At 43.4% G+C, this 17,775-nt stretch carries 14 protein-coding genes and 5 tRNA genes; 9 read left to right on the top strand and 10 right to left on the bottom strand.

Annotation, left to right across the window (positions count from 1 at the left end; all coding sequences use genetic code 11):
* Positions 1 to 638: 638 nt before the first annotated feature.
* The 6 genes from K0I62_RS02735 to orn form a co-directional block, all read right to left on the bottom strand.
* Positions 639 to 714: transfer RNA gene (locus tag K0I62_RS02735), tRNA-Gly, on the bottom strand.
* A gap of 15 nt (positions 715 to 729) precedes the next feature.
* Positions 730 to 830, bottom strand: a tRNA-Gly gene (locus tag K0I62_RS02730).
* A gap of 9 nt (positions 831 to 839) precedes the next feature.
* Positions 840 to 915, bottom strand: a tRNA-Gly gene (locus K0I62_RS02725).
* 8 nt (positions 916 to 923) lie between these two features.
* Positions 924 to 999: transfer RNA gene (locus tag K0I62_RS02720), tRNA-Gly, on the bottom strand.
* 46 nt (positions 1,000 to 1,045) lie between these two features.
* Positions 1,046 to 1,121, bottom strand: a tRNA-Gly gene (locus K0I62_RS02715).
* Between the two features lie 104 nt (positions 1,122 to 1,225).
* Entirely contained in the window at positions 1,226 to 1,771 is a 546-nt protein-coding gene (orn, locus tag K0I62_RS02710) for an oligoribonuclease (RefSeq protein ID WP_220070015.1), read from the bottom strand.
* A 115-nt stretch (positions 1,772 to 1,886) separates the two neighbouring features.
* Between orn and rsgA the strand changes: the two genes are divergently transcribed.
* From rsgA to K0I62_RS02675, 7 genes are all read left to right on the top strand, one after another.
* Entirely contained in the window at positions 1,887 to 2,942 is a 1,056-nt protein-coding gene (gene rsgA / locus K0I62_RS02705) for a small ribosomal subunit biogenesis GTPase RsgA (RefSeq protein ID WP_220070014.1), read from the top strand.
* A 36-nt stretch (positions 2,943 to 2,978) separates the two neighbouring features.
* Positions 2,979 to 3,839, top strand: coding sequence for an archaetidylserine decarboxylase (gene asd / locus K0I62_RS02700; RefSeq protein ID WP_220070013.1), 861 nt, complete (start codon positions 2,979 to 2,981; stop codon positions 3,837 to 3,839).
* Between the two features lie 8 nt (positions 3,840 to 3,847).
* Entirely contained in the window at positions 3,848 to 4,729 is an 882-nt protein-coding gene (locus K0I62_RS02695; RefSeq protein ID WP_220070012.1) for a DMT family transporter, read from the top strand.
* A gap of 152 nt (positions 4,730 to 4,881) precedes the next feature.
* The gene (locus tag K0I62_RS02690; RefSeq protein WP_220070011.1) at positions 4,882 to 8,070 is read left to right on the top strand and encodes a mechanosensitive ion channel domain-containing protein; all 3,189 of its coding nucleotides are present in this window, start codon (positions 4,882 to 4,884) and stop codon (positions 8,068 to 8,070) included.
* On the top strand, positions 8,070 to 8,768 hold the full coding sequence (locus K0I62_RS02685) for a glycerophosphodiester phosphodiesterase (protein WP_220070010.1): 699 nt from the start codon (positions 8,070 to 8,072) through the stop codon (positions 8,766 to 8,768). Before K0I62_RS02690 ends, K0I62_RS02685 begins: the two co-directional genes overlap by 1 nt.
* A gap of 701 nt (positions 8,769 to 9,469) precedes the next feature.
* Positions 9,470 to 10,396 (top strand): D-2-hydroxyacid dehydrogenase, encoded by a 927-nt coding sequence (locus K0I62_RS02680; protein WP_220070009.1) that lies wholly within the window; start codon positions 9,470 to 9,472, stop codon positions 10,394 to 10,396.
* A gap of 191 nt (positions 10,397 to 10,587) precedes the next feature.
* Positions 10,588 to 10,779 (top strand): bacterioferritin-associated ferredoxin, encoded by a 192-nt coding sequence (locus tag K0I62_RS02675; protein ID WP_220063075.1) that lies wholly within the window; start codon positions 10,588 to 10,590, stop codon positions 10,777 to 10,779.
* Between the two features lie 134 nt (positions 10,780 to 10,913).
* On the opposite strand, the gene K0I62_RS02670 is transcribed toward K0I62_RS02675, so the two are convergent.
* The 4 genes from K0I62_RS02670 to metB all read right to left on the bottom strand — a co-directional run bounded on the left by K0I62_RS02670 (position 10,914) and on the right by metB (position 16,388).
* The gene (locus K0I62_RS02670) at positions 10,914 to 11,141 is read right to left on the bottom strand and encodes a cysteine-rich CWC family protein (protein WP_220070008.1); all 228 of its coding nucleotides are present in this window, start codon (positions 11,139 to 11,141) and stop codon (positions 10,914 to 10,916) included.
* Positions 11,142 to 11,520: 379 nt separating this feature from the next.
* A complete protein-coding gene (gene metF, locus K0I62_RS02665) occupies positions 11,521 to 12,411 on the bottom strand; it encodes a methylenetetrahydrofolate reductase (protein ID WP_220070007.1) in 891 nt (296 codons plus the stop codon).
* A 397-nt stretch (positions 12,412 to 12,808) separates the two neighbouring features.
* Positions 12,809 to 15,202, bottom strand: a complete 2,394-nt coding sequence (locus K0I62_RS02660) for a bifunctional aspartate kinase/homoserine dehydrogenase II (RefSeq protein WP_220070006.1) — start codon at positions 15,200 to 15,202, stop codon at positions 12,809 to 12,811.
* Between the two features lie 19 nt (positions 15,203 to 15,221).
* Positions 15,222 to 16,388, bottom strand: a complete 1,167-nt coding sequence (gene metB, locus K0I62_RS02655; RefSeq protein WP_220070005.1) for a cystathionine gamma-synthase — start codon at positions 16,386 to 16,388, stop codon at positions 15,222 to 15,224.
* A 223-nt stretch (positions 16,389 to 16,611) separates the two neighbouring features.
* Here metB and metJ point away from each other — a divergent pair, with 223 nt between their 5' ends.
* Entirely contained in the window at positions 16,612 to 16,926 is a 315-nt protein-coding gene (metJ, locus tag K0I62_RS02650; protein WP_220062133.1) for a met regulon transcriptional regulator MetJ, read from the top strand.
* Positions 16,927 to 17,021: 95 nt separating this feature from the next.
* The gene (locus K0I62_RS02645; protein WP_220071259.1) at positions 17,022 to 17,756 is read left to right on the top strand and encodes a sulfite exporter TauE/SafE family protein; all 735 of its coding nucleotides are present in this window, start codon (positions 17,022 to 17,024) and stop codon (positions 17,754 to 17,756) included.
* The last annotated feature ends 19 nt before the right edge of the window (positions 17,757 to 17,775 follow it).

Here is a 17,775-nt window from a genome sequence, read left to right as displayed (position 1 = left end):
CAAAGGGGCTTGACTCAACCGAGTGGGTGCCACTGACGGCAAACCAAGAGATAAATCGAAGTAAAATTATTTGCAGTAAAAAACAAAGGGTGTGAGAAAAAACTTGCTGGGGCATATTGGCTGGCCCTTACCTCTGCAAGGTACCGCACTTACTCTACGCAAAGCGGCAACTGAGCTAATGTCGTGAATAATATTAAAAGGGAAGTTAAAACTGAAAAGAAGATTGGAGCGACATATCGGCTTAGAAACAAACAGCCGATGACCTATACCTTAGCAAGGTATCGCACTGACTCTGCACAAAGCGGCAACTAGGCTAATGTCGTGAATAATATTAAAGGGGGAGTTAAAACTGAAAAGAAGATTGGAGCGACATATCGGCTTAGAAACAAACAGCCGATGACCTATACCTTAGCAAGGTATCGCACTGACTCTGCACAAAGCAGCAACTAAGCTAATGTCGTGAATAATTTTAAAGGGGAAGTTAAAACTGAAAAGAAGATTGGAGCGACATATCGCCTTAGCAACAAACAACCGATGACATACATCTTGGCAAGGTATCGCACAGACTCTGCACAAAGCATCAACTGAGCTAATGTCGTGAATAATTTTAAAGGGGAAGCTAAAACTGAAAAAAAGATTGGAGCGACATATCGGGTTCGAACCGATGACCTATACCTTGGCAAGGTATCGCTCTACCAACTGAGCTAATGTCGCATAAATCTTTAAACTTGGAGCGACATATCGGCTTCGAAACAAACAACCGATGACATAAACCTTGGTAAGGTATCGCCCTTTTGCTCTATACAAAGAGTCAACTGAGCTAATGTCGCATAAAATTTTGGAGCGACATATCGGGTTCGAACCGATGACCTATACCTTGGCAAGGTATCGCTCTACCAACTGAGCTAATGTCGCATAAAATTTGGAGCGACATATCGGGTTCGAACCGATGACCTATACCTTGGCAAGGTATCGCTCTACCAACTGAGCTAATGTCGCTTAAAATCTGTGAGTCTGGATATTGGTGTAGCCAAACTTTTTAATTTGGAGCGACATATCGGGTTCGAACCGATGACCTATACCTTGGCAAGGTATCGCTCTACCAACTGAGCTAATGTCGCATTTCAATCTCTACCAACGAACATGCTAGTAAAAAGTTGAGGCCGCATTATAGGAGAATTTCGCCCCTCTGCAACCCCCTAATTTAAAATTTTCTCTCGTTTGGTCAAATTTTAAATACTTTGTCACGATAAAATTGCAATTCAGCGATAGATTCCTGGATATCGACCAGCGCTTGGTGGGTACCTTTCTTCTTGAGCCCTTCCATCACCTCTGGCTTCCAGCGACGAACCAGTTCTTTAATTGTACTAACATCGATATTGCGATAGTGGAAGTAATCTTCAAGCTCGGGCATATAACGATTTAAAAAACGTCGATCTTGGCCAATACTGTTACCGCACATAGGTGAAACACCTTTTGGCACATATTGTTTTAAAAAGGAGATAGTTTGCTCAATCGCTTGAGATTCACTGATATTACTCGCTTTTACTCGATCAATTAACCCAGATTCACCATGATGTTTTTGATTCCAATCATCCATCTTTGCTAGCACATCATCAGGTTGAAAAATCGCAAGAACAGGACCTTCAGCTAAAATATTTAGCTCCTTGTCAGTTACAATAGTGGCGATCTCAATAATTCTATCGATGTTAGGCTCTAACCCAGTCATCTCCAAATCAACCCAAATCAGATTACTTTCATCCGCAGCCATATATCTGCCTTATAAATTAGTGTTCGCCTAAACTCAGGCTTTTTTGTTTAAGACCGTGTATCATACTGCTTTTTTAGACGACACAAAATAACCTTATTTTGACGATGATGACACTGTGAGCAAAAAGAAACCCCTAAGCCAAGGCCAACGCCGCCGTATGCGGGCCAATCACGAAAAGCGTTTGCAGCGAAAAGACGCTGGAGATACAGCTCCTGAATTACAGGATAGCTCACTCGGCCCAGAACTACTCGGTACTGTGATATCCCGTTTCGGTCAACACGCAGATATTGAAACCGAAGATGGCCAGCTCGTTCGCTGTAATATTCGCAGAAATATCGAAAGCTTAGTGACTGGTGACAAAGTGATTGTCCGTTTAGCTAACGAGACAACCGCTACCATAGCGGGTGTTGTCGAGGCAGTACATCCAAGGCACTCTTCGTTATCCCGGCCCGATCTCTATGATGGCATTAAAATTATTGCCGCCAACATTGACCAAATCTTAATTGTGTCATCGGTCGTGCCAAGTTTTACAACCCAGATAATCGACAGATACTTAGTTGCAGCAGAAGATACGGGTATTTCACCCGTTATCATTCTCAATAAAATCGATCTACTCAGTGAAGCCGAAGCTCCACAAGTTGAAGCTGCACTGAAACGTTATCAAGATATTGGCTATCAAGTATATCAAGTCAGTAGCATCAAAGGTGACGGCGTCGAAACCATAAAGTCACTATTGAAAGATAAGGTTAGCGTGTTTGTCGGCCAATCAGGTGTGGGGAAATCGTCATTAATTAACGCATTACTTCCTGATGCCGAGTTAATTACCGGCGATGTATCATCTAACTCAGGCCTAGGCCAACACACTACAACGACAGCTAAGTTATTACACTTCCCTAGCGGTGGAGACTTAGTCGACTCTCCAGGTGTTCGCGAGTTTGCATTATGGCATCTCCCTGCTGAACGCGTCGGCTGGTGTTTTATTGAATTTAGAGATTATATTGGCACTTGTAAGTTTAGAGATTGTAAACACAAGAATGATCCAGGATGCGCCATTACAGCCGCATTTGAAGAAGGGAAGATATCTGAAGACAGATATAATAACTATCACCGCATCATAGATAGTCTCGATGAGCAGCGCCATGCACGCCATTTCAGAAATGACAACGACTAACAAAAAAAGCCATATTGTATTTGAAGGATAAATAACGTGGACAAACTGAAAATTGCTTTGCAATACGTAATGCCAAAACACCTGTTATCACGACTTGTCGGCAAATTGGCCGCTGCTGAGCTAGGTGCCATAACGACTAGCGCCATCAAATGGTTTATCAAACAATATAAGATCGATATGAGCGAAGCAGCTCAAAGTGAACCTGAAGCGTACTCCAGTTTCAACGCGTTTTTCACTCGTGCCTTAAAACCTGGGATCCGTCCATTGTGTCAAGATGATGATTACATTGTTCACCCTGTTGATGGTGCTGTGAGCCAATGCGGTCCAATTAAAGAGGGGCGTATTTTTCAAGCCAAAGGACATGACTATTCGTCACTAGCACTGTTAGGCGATCAAGCGGAAGATGCCAAACGCTTCGAAGGTGGTGATTTTGCAACCATTTATCTAGCACCTAAAGATTATCATCGGATTCATATGCCAATTAAAGGTACCTTGTCGAAAATGACCTATGTCCCAGGCGAGTTGTTTTCGGTAAACCCGTTAACGGCTGAGAATGTGCCAGGACTGTTCGCTCGTAATGAGCGGGTTGTGGCCATATTTGAAACAGAAATTGGACCGATGGCGATGGTGCTGGTGGGTGCAACTATTGTCGCCAGCATAGAAACGGTATGGGCAGGTACAGTGACACCACCAACCGGTAAACAAGTGTTTACTTGGGACTATCCAACGCAAGGTCCAGAAGCCCTAACCCTAGACAAAGGCGATGAAATGGGCCGATTTAAACTCGGTAGCACAGTCGTGATGCTATTCGCAAAAGATGCGCTTGAAAAATTTGCTGACGATGTAAAACCCAAAGCTGTAACACGCATGGGTCAAGCCTTTGCAAAGATAGACTAGAGAGTATATTGAACACAAGATCAAGCAGCCACACAGGATTAATCGAGCTTCATATTGCCGTACTGCTCTTTGGTGGAACGGCATTATTCTCAAAACTGATCCCTCTTAGCGCACTCGACATTACCTTGCTGCGCTGCGCTGTGGCGGCCGTGATCTTAGCCCTTATCGTAAAAAGCACTGGCACTCGGCTTCGTCTCAAAACCCAAAAGGATTATTTCATTGCCGTTGGCTTAGGCGTCATCGTCAGCCTTCATTGGGTCACCTATTTTGCGTCGATGCAACTGTCATCCGTGGCTATTGGCATGATCGCCTTCTTCACCTATCCAGTAATGACGGTATTGATAGAACCTATTTTTACTGGAACCAAACTCAAGCTAGCAGATCTAATAAGCGGAGTCAGCGTTCTTTGCGGTGTCGGCCTACTGATACCAGAAGCAACACTAGGCAATGATGTCACTTTAGGGATCATGATCGGTATTTTCTCAGCCATGCTATTTACCGCACGAAATCTACTGCATAAACGCTACTTTTCAGAATATAGCGGCCCACAAGCCATGTTCTATCAAACTGCCGTTGCAGTGCCGTTTCTGCTGCCTTGGCATCAAGCTGACATCAGTGCTATTGAAAATAATGTATGGTGGTTGATTCTACTGTTAGGAGTATTTTTTACCGCAGCTCCCCACGCCTTATTCACCTCCGCGCTGCGTCAGCTTAGCGCTAAGACAGTGAGTTTGGTCTCCTGCCTGCAACCTTTATATGGGGCAGTATTGGCACTATTATTATTAGGCGAAGAGTTAGCCTTGAAGACTATTATCGGCGGCGCTTTAGTGGTTATCACAGCGATCTATGAAACCCAGCAAAGCCGTAAAGCACACCGAATAGCGAAATAGCTCAACCATCGATTTCGTCAGCACCGCTCTCTTTGCCGTTACTGGCAATCACTCTGAATTTCCTTAATTGAATTAACACTTAAGGATCACATCTGAAAAGAAGTTGGTATACTATAGCTGTCCATTCACGCGTTAACGCGAATAAAGCAATTATGTTTCGTACTTCACTGATTTTTTTGTGCCTTTTTTCTATCAGCACCTACGCTAATTCTCCGCTGTCTCTCGATAAGCGATTAGGGCTTGGCCAATCTAATGCCGTTGTCGAAAAGTCAACACAAGAGCAGCTTGCCTTACTTGAAACTCAAATTAATGAGCAAAGAGTTTTACAAGAGAGCTTTGAGGCCATTCAAAATCAATATCAAAATAAAAAGCGCCATCTAAATGAGCAGCTTAAAGAAGCCGATTTTCAATTGGAATGGCAGCCAAATCATGATCTTAGCCAACAAGCGTCAATGGCTTATCTACGTCTTTCAGAACTAAAAGAAACCGAAGCGAATCTTAGTCAGCAAATCAACCAACAGATCCAGCGTCAACATCAACTACCAGAGCTGATCACGCAAGCAAACACGACGGTCGTCCAATTTAAAAAAACGTCGACAAATACAGATAACTCAATAACTGAAGCGCAAAAAAGGCTTTCTAGCCAAACGTTATCAACGCTAGAGTCAGAACTTGCAAGTAGTCAAAAACATATTGCCCTGAACCAATTACAACTGAACGTCGTTCGCCGTCAACTACTTCAGCAAGAACGCCTCATTGAAGAGCTCAATAGTGCAATATCACTTGCGCGCCACAAAACCACCGCCGCAACCATTGCTGCAAGCCAAATCGAAACATTAGTCACCGATGACACGCTCGCACTTCAACTAAACGAACAAAATCGAGCCTATAGTGAGCAGCTACGACAGCTCACTCACGACATAACACGAGTCACAACCAAGCAAGAACAAGCTGAAACCCAATATCAATTTCAAGCAAAGCAACTGACCAATATTCAACAACAAATAGCATTGGTTAAGCTCAACTCTGCGTTTGGTGAGCGCTTTTTGCGAATTTTATCATCTCTGCCCAAACCACCCAATCAAGATGAAATTAGCAATGAGATAGCAAATGCACGGCTTTCCCGCTACCAGATAGAGCAAGATCAAGCTTTGTATGCCGGAACGATTGATCTTGGTACAGAGCAAACACAATTACAGACGAAGTTGCTTGCCTCTCAACAAAAGCTTCAACATCAACTGCTTGAAAATTATGATCTCTATATCGGTGAACTCGCAGAACTACGGGTGATTTATGAACAACTAGGGCAACAGTATCGCACCCTAAAGACTACCCTAAACGAACACCTTTTTTGGGTAGCAAATGCTAACAGCATCGATCGTTTCTGGTTTAACGATCTACTGCAAAGTAGTCAATGGCTGTTAACAAAAGCACCATGGCAGCAGCTCTCTGAATCCTTATCTGAACAAGGCTCATTATGGTCTTGGTGGCTGATCCTTTTGGTGCTATGTCTAGTCGCCCAAGATCTGCTAACACCACTCTTTCATCGCACGATGAGCCACAATGCTGCCTTTGTCGGTAATGTAACTCAAGATAAGTTTATCTATACCTTTTCAGCACTGTTCACCTCAATACTTTATAGTGCCATCAAACCACTACCACTTATCGCCGCTGGGTTTATCTTGTTCGTCTCGAACCAAAACTTAGTCTCATCGGTTGGTATGGCAATGCTCACGATTGGTGCGCTTTATTGGCTGTATAGAATCACCAATCTGCTGGCTTTAGATAACGGTGTATTAATTGGCCACTTTAAAGGAGATGCCAAACTCATTCATGCGACTCAAGAGCGCTTATATAGCTTTACGCTCATCACTATGCCATTCATCGGTATTATTGGCTTTACTGAAATACTCGAGACATCGATGATAAGAAATAGCTTAGGTCGAGGCGCTTTTATCCTATTTGCTATCATGTTGTTTTGGTTTTACAAAGACATACTGCAACTTTCAAAACAAGATCATAAGCATCATCAAGATGATAAAAATAAACGCTTATTTCAAAAAGCACTTTGGGCTGTACTACTCATTTTACCTGTAGCCTGTGCAATATTGGCTTTTAGAGGTTATTACTACACCGCGTTCCAGATGCTATTGCAACTGCAACTATCGCTCATTTTGTCCCTTGGTTTTATACTGCTATATCTGTTAATTAAACGATGGATGCTTATTGAGCGAAGACGAATTGCATTTAACCGTGCTAAAGCCAAACGTGCAGAAATATTAGCTCAACGAGAAAAAGAAGATGACAGCCCAAGCAATGAACAGGGTGATACCTATGAAGAGCCGGTCGTTGATCTAGAAACCATATCAAGCCAATCTTTAGGTTTAGTGCGTTCATTACTGACTTTGGCATTCTTAATCAGCTTAATCGGCTTGTGGACACAAACCCATAGTGCCATTTTCTCCTTCCTTGATGGCATCACGCTATGGACCAGCTCCACCGTTGTCGATGGTATTTCACAACAACTGCCTATCACGCTCAAATCCCTGTTATTAGGGCTTATTATTGTTGGATTATCTTTAATGATAGCCACTAATTTACCGGGTCTGCTGGAGTTAATGATATTACAACGACTCGATCTCTCTCAGGGCACAGGCTTTGCGGTCACGACGGTTACTCGATACCTAGTGGTTTTCTTCGGTATGCTGAGTGGTTTCTCTACCTTAGGGATGGAGTGGTCCAAGTTGCAATGGTTAGTTGCAGCATTATCGGTAGGTTTAGGTTTTGGTTTACAAGAGATTTTTGCCAACTTTATCTCTGGTCTTATCATTTTGTTTGAAAAACCAGTTCGTATTGGCGATACCATTACTATTCGAGATCTTTCAGGTACCGTCAGCAAAATCCAAATTAGAGCCACGACTATTGTTGACTGGGATCGAAAAGAGATCATTATCCCCAACAAGGCCTTTATTACTGAACAGTTAATTAACTGGTCTCTGTCAGACCCAATTACCCGAGTTATTGTGCATGTCTCTGTCGCTCGAGATTCTGATCCTGCAAAAGTAGAAGCTGTATTGTATCAAGCAGTTAAAGAGTGTGAGGAAGCCTTGCTCACACCAGAGCCTGAAGTATGGTTTGCTGGTTTTGGCAAGCATACTCAAGATTACGAGATCCGTGCTTACGCTAAAGATATGAGCGCTCGCTGGCCACTGCGACATACGTTGCACAATAAAGTCAGTAAAAAATTAAAAGAGAATGATCTCGAGCTGGCGTTCCCTCAACTAGAAGTTCACATTAAGGGAAACCAAACAAAAGAGACTCAAGGACTAATTAGAAGCTAATGTTAGTATTTGCCCATCGAGGGGCCAGTGGTTATGCCCCTGAAAACACCTTAGCAGCGATCAAGAAAGCGGTTGAACTTGGAGTTACCGCTATTGAGATAGATGTGCACAATGTCGAGGGTGAGTTATTCGTCTTTCACGACAGACGCCTCGATGGTAAAAGCAGCGGAACCGGTCTTATTGAAGAGGTGAGTCAAACCTATTTAGCCTCGCTCACTGTCGATGGCGAGCCGATACCTAAGCTCTGGGATCTCTTGGTTTATCTGCAAGATTTTGATTGCCTATTAAACATTGAATTAAAAGGAATGAAGTCTCTTCAACCTTTTCTAAACTTGTATCCTCAGATATTAACCCAACTCAACTTTACACCTGAGAAACTGCTCATATCCTCTTTTAATCATCATTTTATTAAAGCCGTTAAACAGCAATACCCTCAAACATTAGTTGCTCCTTTACTCGAAGGCATTCCAGTAGATGATGCTGCAATTGTCAGTCACGTAAATGCCTATTCATTGCATCTCAGTTTAAGCTTTATCACCGCGGAGTTAGTTGTGGACGCCCATCGACGCGGCGCAAAAGTCTATGTTTATACTGTCGATAACCCGCAAGATATCCATTACCTAATGGGGTTAGGTGTTGACGGTATTTTTAGTAACTATCCAGACTTAATCCAACAAATTATCGATAGTGATCAATAAACTAAAAATCGGCGACTTTATGACCCCTAGACACCCATCAATATTTTTGTAAACCTGCTCTAACTGACCTGAACTCAGGTCTATTGCCAGTCTATGGCAAGAAATGCAGCACATTTAGCGAAATAGAGTGCAGTTTAAAATAGAGACATAATACCAACCAGTATAAGAAAGTGATCAACTCAGCGTGTTTTTGGCAACTCATTCGAGGCAATGGATGATGGAATGCTTATTCCCTTGTGAGGCCATTCAACGCAGAAGTAAGAAGGTAAAAAAACACGCCTAACAGGCGATTTTTAGCACTTTTGATACTGTGTTAACGAGTTTGACCCTAGAACAAATATGCGCTTCACTCGTTGCAAACAACAAGATCTTGTATGTTGCCGACATACTTAAGAGATTCCCTCCATCTCTGGAGATCAGATGTTGTGAATGTCTTTGATGCACGACGATATGGATATAGAAGGTAAGGCGAAGCACGACTAAAGGGATTTAGGAGGTAGGGTAACACATGGAGCCGTTACCGAGGATGCTAGAGCCAAGGAGTAATTAAATACCTTGCCTCATAAGCCCTAACCTTTAGTGCTAAATGGTCGCTGAGCGATCACATCTTTATACTAATTGGTATAATCTCCGATTTCAGGTTAACAAACCCAAAAAGCAACACTCTCAAATAACAAGAATAACAGTAACAAGGACTCACTATGGAACACAAACTGATGCTCCTCACCAGTGACAATCAAAAATATCGAAAGTTACTAACCTCGTGTCACTTACCTCACTTAACCATACTTGGTGACGATCCCCAAAGCATACTAACTGCCGATATTTGGCTAGCTGAGCCGCCTTTAGCTGCGCCATTAATCGGCCACGCCAAAAGTATCACTTGGCTACAATCGACTTATGCGGGGGTGGATCCGTTGATTAAACCTCGGCTACGTAAAGACTACTTACTCACCAATATTAAAGGTATTTTTGGCCCCTTAATGAGCGAGTATCTATTTGGATATCTACTTGCCCATCAACGCCATCATCAACAATATAAATCGCAACAAGCAGAAAAAATATGGCGTCCAGGAAACTTTAAAACCCTTCAAGGTCAAAATTTACTGTTACTCGGTACCGGCAGCATAGCACAGCATATTGCACAAACGGCTAAGCACTTTGGCATGCATGTAACAGGTATCAACAGAGGTGCTAAACCGACCCTAGGTTTTGACCATATCGATACCTTAGCCAACTTAGCAAGCCATATTGCTCAAGCCGATGCGATTGCTGCGATTCTACCAAGCACGCCCAGTACCCAATGTATTTTAGATCAACAGACCTTAAGCCTACTTAAAGATGACGCCATTCTATTCAATCTTGGCCGTGGCGATGTACTCGATCTTGATGCACTCTATCAGCAGCTTAGTCAGCGCAAACAACAGCACGCTATTTTAGATGTGTTTAATCAGGAACCTTTACCACAAGAGCATCCAATATGGTCACTCAACAATGTGATCATCACTCCGCACATTGCGGCGCCGAGTTTTCCAGAGCAAGTAGTGGAAATTTTTGCTAACAACTACCACAAACTCATTAATAATCAACCGTTAAACAATCAAGTGAATTTTGAGCGTGGATACTAAATCAGCATTACAAATAGCAGTAGAATGTCTGGTTGAACTTATTTCTATACGGGCAGTAAACCGTGATATCTATCACCCTTTTTAATAGCTCGATCTATCCATATAAGTTCAGTTATATAGCTGATAGTTATTAGAATTGAGAATTGTTTTCATTTACAATTACAACTATCGAAACTGAAAGAGTTATTAGTATGTATGTTTGCTTATGCTACGCCATCACTGACACCCAGATAAAACAGGCTGTGGACCAAGGTGATTCCTCGTTGGCAGATGTTAAACAGCGCCTCGGCGTTGGTAGCCAGTGTGGCAAATGTACTCGTATGGCAAGTGAGATTATCCAAGCAAGATTGGATGTCGTGCCTAACTTCTACGAAGTCGCCTAATACCTCGATATTAATTTTAGCGAAAGGAGCCTAATGGCTCCTTTTTTATCTTTGTATAATAACTCTGTAGCACATGACGACCGATTTACTTCTTCAAAGATTTAAGTCGGCTTATAACGGTAAACTTGTACAGCTCAATCCACTCGTTTTAATCCTAACTGATATTCCTCAAGCAGCCGTTCGGCACAGCTCTGACAGATGCATGCCTTTATATCCTGATTGCTTAAGCCTACTGTGCTTTTGGGTGGGAAAACTTCTTGATGACACCAACAATGCTCAAGTGACTGCTTGTTTGCGACAGCACAAGCATTGAGCCGTTGGCATAATGGACACACTTTATCGCTATTAATCGATTGAGCCATGGGCTGCTATAAAAAAGGGAATAATAGTCTAAGCTACCACTCCCTTAATACTGGCTCAATATTGCTACCGTTATTTCGATGGATTTATAGGGTACGCTTTGCTACCGAGCAGGACATTGCCACCAGCACTCTTACCCTAATAGCCCTGATGTTGATGAGATTGCTTTTGCAAGGCTTCAATATCAACTGTATATCGAGGATCTTGTGGAAGCGAATGGGAGACGACGAATGCCGCAACAACCTATGCTTGTTGAGCACTCAGCTGAATACTCTTACCACAGGGCATATTCTCATAGATAACATTAGCCGCAGTGTAAACCCTATGCATAACGGCTCCCCAGCGTTAACACTGAGGCGTTTGACGCGTAAACAGCAAACCTTATTTTGCAGGCCTAACACCTAACGTATGGCAAATGGCATAAGTTAGTTCGGCGCGGTTTAAGGTATAGAAGTGAAAATCCTTCACCCCTTCACGAGATAGCACTTTGACCATATCGATAGCCACGTTAGCCCCAACAAGTTGACGCGTCGATGGGTCGTCATCTAACCCCTCAAACTGCTTATGTAGCCAACGAGGAATGGACACATTAGTCATACCCGCAAAACGTTTTAATTGAGTAAAGTTAGTCACGGGCAAAATACCAGGGATGATCTCGACATCGATCCCCGCCGCGACACAGCGGTCGCGAAAACGTAAATAAGATTCTACATCAAAGAAAAACTGAGTAATGGCTCGATTGGCGCCCGCATCAATCTTCTTCTTAAGATTAATCAGATCGGCTTGCGCATTGGTAGCATCAGGATGCCCCTCGGGATAGGCAGCGACAGAAATGTCAAAATCAGCTACCGAACGTAGTAAGCGAACGAGATCATTAGCAAATCGAGTCGGCTTAGGACTGCCATTAGGTAAATCACCACGTAACGCAACAATATCTCGAATGCCTGAGTTCCAGTAATGCTTTGCTAACTCAACAAGCTCCTCATCGCTAGCATCGACGAGCGTAAGATGAGGCGCGGCGACCAAATTGGTCTCTTTTTGGATACGCTCAATCACACCATGGGTGCGATCGCGAACGCCAGAGTTAGCGCCATAGGTCACCGAAACAAACTTAGGATTAAGTGGCTCAAGACGTCGAATAGAGTTCCATAAGATAGTTTCCATCTCTGGCGAGGCCGGCGGGAAAAACTCGAAAGAAACGTTTATGTCACCATTGAGCTCAGACAAGCTTTGGTTTAATGAGTTTGCATGTTGTGCGTGGTGAAAAGCCATCTCAATTTCCTCAGACGTTCGAATAAATGTTAAATGGACGTTTGGACGTCTATATGTCCATATACTAGAGAAACTCAGTTTGAAGTCAAGCGCAAAAGTTAATCAAAATTAAAAATAGTGTGTTCCGCACGAATCTCCACCTTTGAAAGCGTCTGAAATAAGGCATAAGCCATGGTTAAATTTAACTTAAACAACCAATCAAACGAGTCGACATCAGAAAGGAAAATGAGGATTTGGTAGCGAGGAGAAACAATTTATGCAAATCTGTTTAATCCATCAGTATAAGGTCAAAAAAAGATAAAGAGCACAAATAAAAAACAATAAAAAAAAGCCGCTATATTAACGGCTCTATTCTGCGTATAAGCGGTTCAGTGATCCAAGCCACTATCATTCACCGTTACTCTTGCAAGAGATCACGACAGATCTGTGCAAGGTCCGACTGCACAGCCGCAGCCGTGACCTCTCTGCCAGCGCCCGGGCCTCGAATGATTAATGGATTCGCCTGATAAAAATCACTACGGATCACAAACACATTGTCACCGGGAGTTAAATTTGCGTACGGATGATTACTGTCTACCCACTCAATACCCACTTGCGCTTTGAGCTGACCATCGAGGCGATCGAGCGCCGCCACATACCTCAGCACTTTATTCTGCTCAGCAGCAGCTTGAAACTGCCTTTGCATCTCATCGTCTAACTCAGGTAAACGCTCAATAAATTCAGACACCGAAATATCTGCAAGGTGTGCAGGTACTAAGGACTGCAACTCAATGTCATCGAGCTCAATGTCGTAGCCTATCTCGCGGGCTAAAATGAGCAGTTTACGCTGCATATCTCGGCCAGAAAGATCGTCTCTAGGATCGGGCTCTGTTATCCCCAATCCTTTTGCTTCTATAACGAGTTCTGAAAAGGGTTTCTTGCCATCAAAATGTTCAAACAGCCAACATAAGGTGCCCGAAAATATGCCCCCAACGGCTTCAATCTGATCGCCACTATTGTGTAAATCATTAAGCACATGCTGCACAGGCAAACCTGCACCGCAACTGGCATTGTAGCGCCAAAATAATCGACGATTACCCAGTTGCTGCTTCAGCTCTTGATAGAAAGGCAACGGCCCAGAACCCGCTAATTTGTTAGCACTAACAATATGAATACCACGAGCAAAAAACTCAGGGTATTGCAAGGTTAAGTCTGAACTGGCACTAATATCGAGCGCAATAAGTTCATCACACTCAAGACGTTGCAACTGCTCAAATAGATGGGTGTACTGCCAAGGCGTTGCTCGCTCGTCAAACTCTTGTTTCCAGTTGTCTAAATCGATATCCGTTTCACTGAGCAGGGCTTGTTTTGAGCTCAATAGTCCCACCAACTCGACGCTGACCTCTAACTCTTTATTGAGAACTGGCCTGGCTCGTTTAAACAGCTCAATCCAAGCTTCACCAATGTTACCAATGCCAAGCAGTAACACCCCAATACGCTTTCTTGGCCCCGCACAGCGGCGATGTACTTTCTGGGTTAACAGATTAACCTGCGCCTTAGGCACCAAGGTCACCAAGCTCAAACCATCATTACATAAAGGGTGAGCATCACGACTTAATAATCGCGAGAAACCACGGCGGTATAGTCCGGCATCGGCACTAACTAGCGCAACAAGACCAAGATCTTCACGCATTTGCAGCTCGTCAATCCCCAAGAATTCACGATTCGCTTCAAATATGGCTAATGCCTGCTTCTGGTTTTCATGGGTGAAAGCAAGCTCTGCTCGTCCATGGGCAAGCGACCAGTAGGCGAGTGGTGTCAAGCCCGCGTGAGCAAAACAGTTCAGTAACTGAGGTAACTCGGCATTTAGCGTCAAATAAAATAACGATACGCTAGGCAAACTCGTTACCACAGGCGCGCTAGCAGAAGAACTCTTAGGTGCAATTAAGGTAAAGTCAGTATGAGGCGCGTAACTTGAGCGTACAGCAAGACTCACTTCGGTATCAAATAGTGGCTGCAATGTACGATTATGCAGTACAGGTGAACCTAGGTGGGCCAAGCGGTTAGCTTCAGTTAAAGACATACTCTTTAGCAGTTTAGCATCGTTAATACGATTAGGATCTGCGTTAAACACCCCTTCGACATCGGTCCATATAGTCACCCGCTCGATATCTGCAAGACTGGCAAATAAGGTGGCACTAAAATCTGAACCATTGCGCCCCAGAAGCAAGGTTTCCCCTCTATCGTTGGCACAAATAAAGCCGGTGATCACTAGTCGTTCATTAGGATGCTTATTAAGCAAGTTTTGTACTTTACGCTTAGATTGCTCAATACGGATCTGCGGCACGGCACCTTCATCAGCGACCAATAAGGTACGAGCATCGACATCGGATGCGACTACACCAGACTCTCGCAGCAATGCAGCTAATAGTCGCGAAGACCAACGCTCACCGAAACTGACCACTTGATTACGCTGATAATCATTTAATGGGTCAATCGAGAGTAAGCTCGTTAATTGTGCTTTATCGGTCGATAAACGCTCACGTAAACTACGGGCTTGTTCATTAGAGAGTAACTGTTCAATTAAATTCTGTTGATAGCTAATCAATACTTGCAGCTCTTCTTGCCACAGTTGATTAGATTCACTTAGGTCGAGCAGCTTATATAAAAAATTTGTACTCTTACCCGCAGCAGAAACCACAATGAGATCATCGCTATGGCCATGAGTAAGAAGAATATGAGCGACACGGCGGTAACAATCTGCATCAGCTAAACTAGAACCACCAAATTTATGCAAATGACATCGTGTCATTTTTTGCTCCTCAATACCTTTAACAACTTACTGCTTCAGCAGCATCTAGACCCGCCAGAATATCAGCAACCAAATCATCACCATCTTCGATCCCCACAGACAAACGAATCAGAGTATCTTTTACTCCCGCTTCAAAGCGCGCTTCTGGGTCCATCGCTCTGTGGGTCATGGTAGCAGGAACTGCAACTAAGCTCTCTACCCCACCAAGACTTTCGGCCACTGAAAAGTATTTTAACTGATCTAAAAACGCAATAAGCTCTGATTCTCCACCTTTTAATTCAAAACTGAGCATAGCGCCAAAGCCTCTTTGCTGTTTTGCTGCAATCTCATGCCCAGGATGCTCTGTAAGCCCTGGATAATATACCTTGTCAACCGCAGGGTGAGATGTCAGCAGCGCCAGTACCTTCTGTGCATTTGCTTGATGCTCGCGAATTCTTATTGGCAAGGTACGTAAACCACGCAAAGTCAGATAACTATCAAAAGCTGAGCCAGTTAACCCTAAGGTATTAGACCACCAATGCAGCAGTTCGCCGAGCTCAGCATCTTTTGCGACAACCGCTCCGCCGACCACATCACTGTGACCATTGATATATTTGGTGGTTGAATGAATAACAATATCTGCGCCAAGTAATAAAGGTTGCTGCAAAATAGGAGATAAGAAGGTGTTATCGACCACAACCAGTGCACCGACACCGTGACATGCGTTCGCTATTGCTTCGATATCAACCACGCGTAACAGTGGATTAGAAGGCGTTTCTAGCCATACCATTTTGGGCTGCTGAGCGATCGCTGCCTCTAACGCTTTAGGATCGGTTTGATCGACGACAATAAGCTTAAAAGCCCCTTTCTTTGCAAGATTGGTAAACAGACGATAACTACCACCATAACAATCGTGAGGCACGATCAGCAGATCATCAGGCCCAAGCAAGCTAGTTACCAATGTAATGGCTGCCATACCGGTGCAAGTCACCACACCTGTTGCCCCTCTCTCTAATTCAGCTATCGCATCGCCCAAAATAGATCGAGTCGGATTCCCCGAACGGCTATAGTCAAAGTCGCGGGGATTGTTATGACCATCAAAAGCGTAATTTGTCGACAGGTAAATGGGAGGTACAACAGCACCATGTTGAGTATCCGACTCAATACCGGTACGAACCGCTGCGGTGGCTAGTTTTCGCTCTGTCATCTATTGCTCCTAAAATCGATACGCTAACAGTCATCTATCACAAAGAGATGTCTGGACGTCTAAATGTACCTAAGCAACTCGTCACCGTCAACATATTTAGACGTTTAGACGTCCAAACATTTAGAAATCTATTTGCAATTCACAAAAATTAAAGGCAATAATTTGACTGTAATTTGTAAGGGTATAAAATCTGCCCCGAATTTGAGAATTTACAGGTGAGTCGATGACTGAGTGGAATGGCGATTATATCAGCCCATATGCTGAACATGGTAAGAAGAATGAGCAAGTGAAAAAAATCACTGTTTCTATTCCTCTAAAAGTACTTAAGGTATTAACCGATGAGCGAACACGTCGTCAGGTAAATAACTTACGCCATGCCACCAACAGCGAATTGCTCTGCGAGGCATTTTTACATGCCTACACTGGTCAACCTCTTCCCCATGACGATGACTTGTCAAAAGACAAGCCTGACAGTATCCCAGCTGAAGTAAAAAAGTTAATGACAGAGATGGGTATCGAATGGGAAGAGCTAGAGTAATACGCTCTACTCACCAAATTGCCATCTAAAAAGGGATCCATTAGCGATCCCTTTTTTGTCTATCCCACCTGCCAAATGGAGTAACCGTGGCTGACTTGTTCATCGATCCTACGATCTTAGTGCTCGCCTCATTGATTATATTCATAGGTGCGTTAACTCAAAGTCTTATCGGTTTTGGCTTAGCCGTTGTCGCCTCGCCACTGCTTTACCTTGTCGATCCTAGTCTGGTTCCTGCTCCAGTAATTTTGATGGGATTTTCCATCTCACTGTTAACACTTTTTAGAGAACGAGGCTCACTTGAGTTTAACGGTCTGCAATATGCGCTAATTGGACGAATTCCAGGGGGTATATTAGGTGCTTCGCTATTGCTATGGGCACCACAACCCATATTAGGTTTAGCCATAGCAATTATTGTGGCACTGGCAGTATTGCTAAGTTTACTTAAATTATCTCTTCCTATCACGCGAACTAGCTTATTTGCAGCAGGTATATTGTCTGGTATTTTTGGTAATATTGCCGCCATTGGCGGGCCACCATTAGCGATCTTACTGTCAGGAAAAGACGCCAAACAGTTCCGAGCAGCACTGTCGGCATTTTTTATTTTCAGCTCAACTATAGCGCTCATCATTTTAGGCTTCAGTGGCCTGCTGACATTACACCACTTTTATATTTCGTTACTGCTATTACCATCGGTTATCTTAGGGTATTTGCTGGCGAATCGACTCATTGGGCGAGTAGATAAACATAAAACACGGATCATGACACTCTGTCTTTGTAGTCTCAGCGCAATCATCTTAGCAACTAAGTCCATTTTGGAGATAAGCAATTAATTTATAATATGTTATCGTC

The sequence above is a fragment of the Shewanella psychrotolerans genome (genome assembly GCF_019457595.1).
Classification (GTDB): domain Bacteria; phylum Pseudomonadota; class Gammaproteobacteria; order Enterobacterales; family Shewanellaceae; genus Shewanella; species Shewanella psychrotolerans.
The sequence above is the reverse complement of the archived record's forward strand: the minus strand, read 5'-3'. Positions and strand labels throughout refer to the sequence as shown.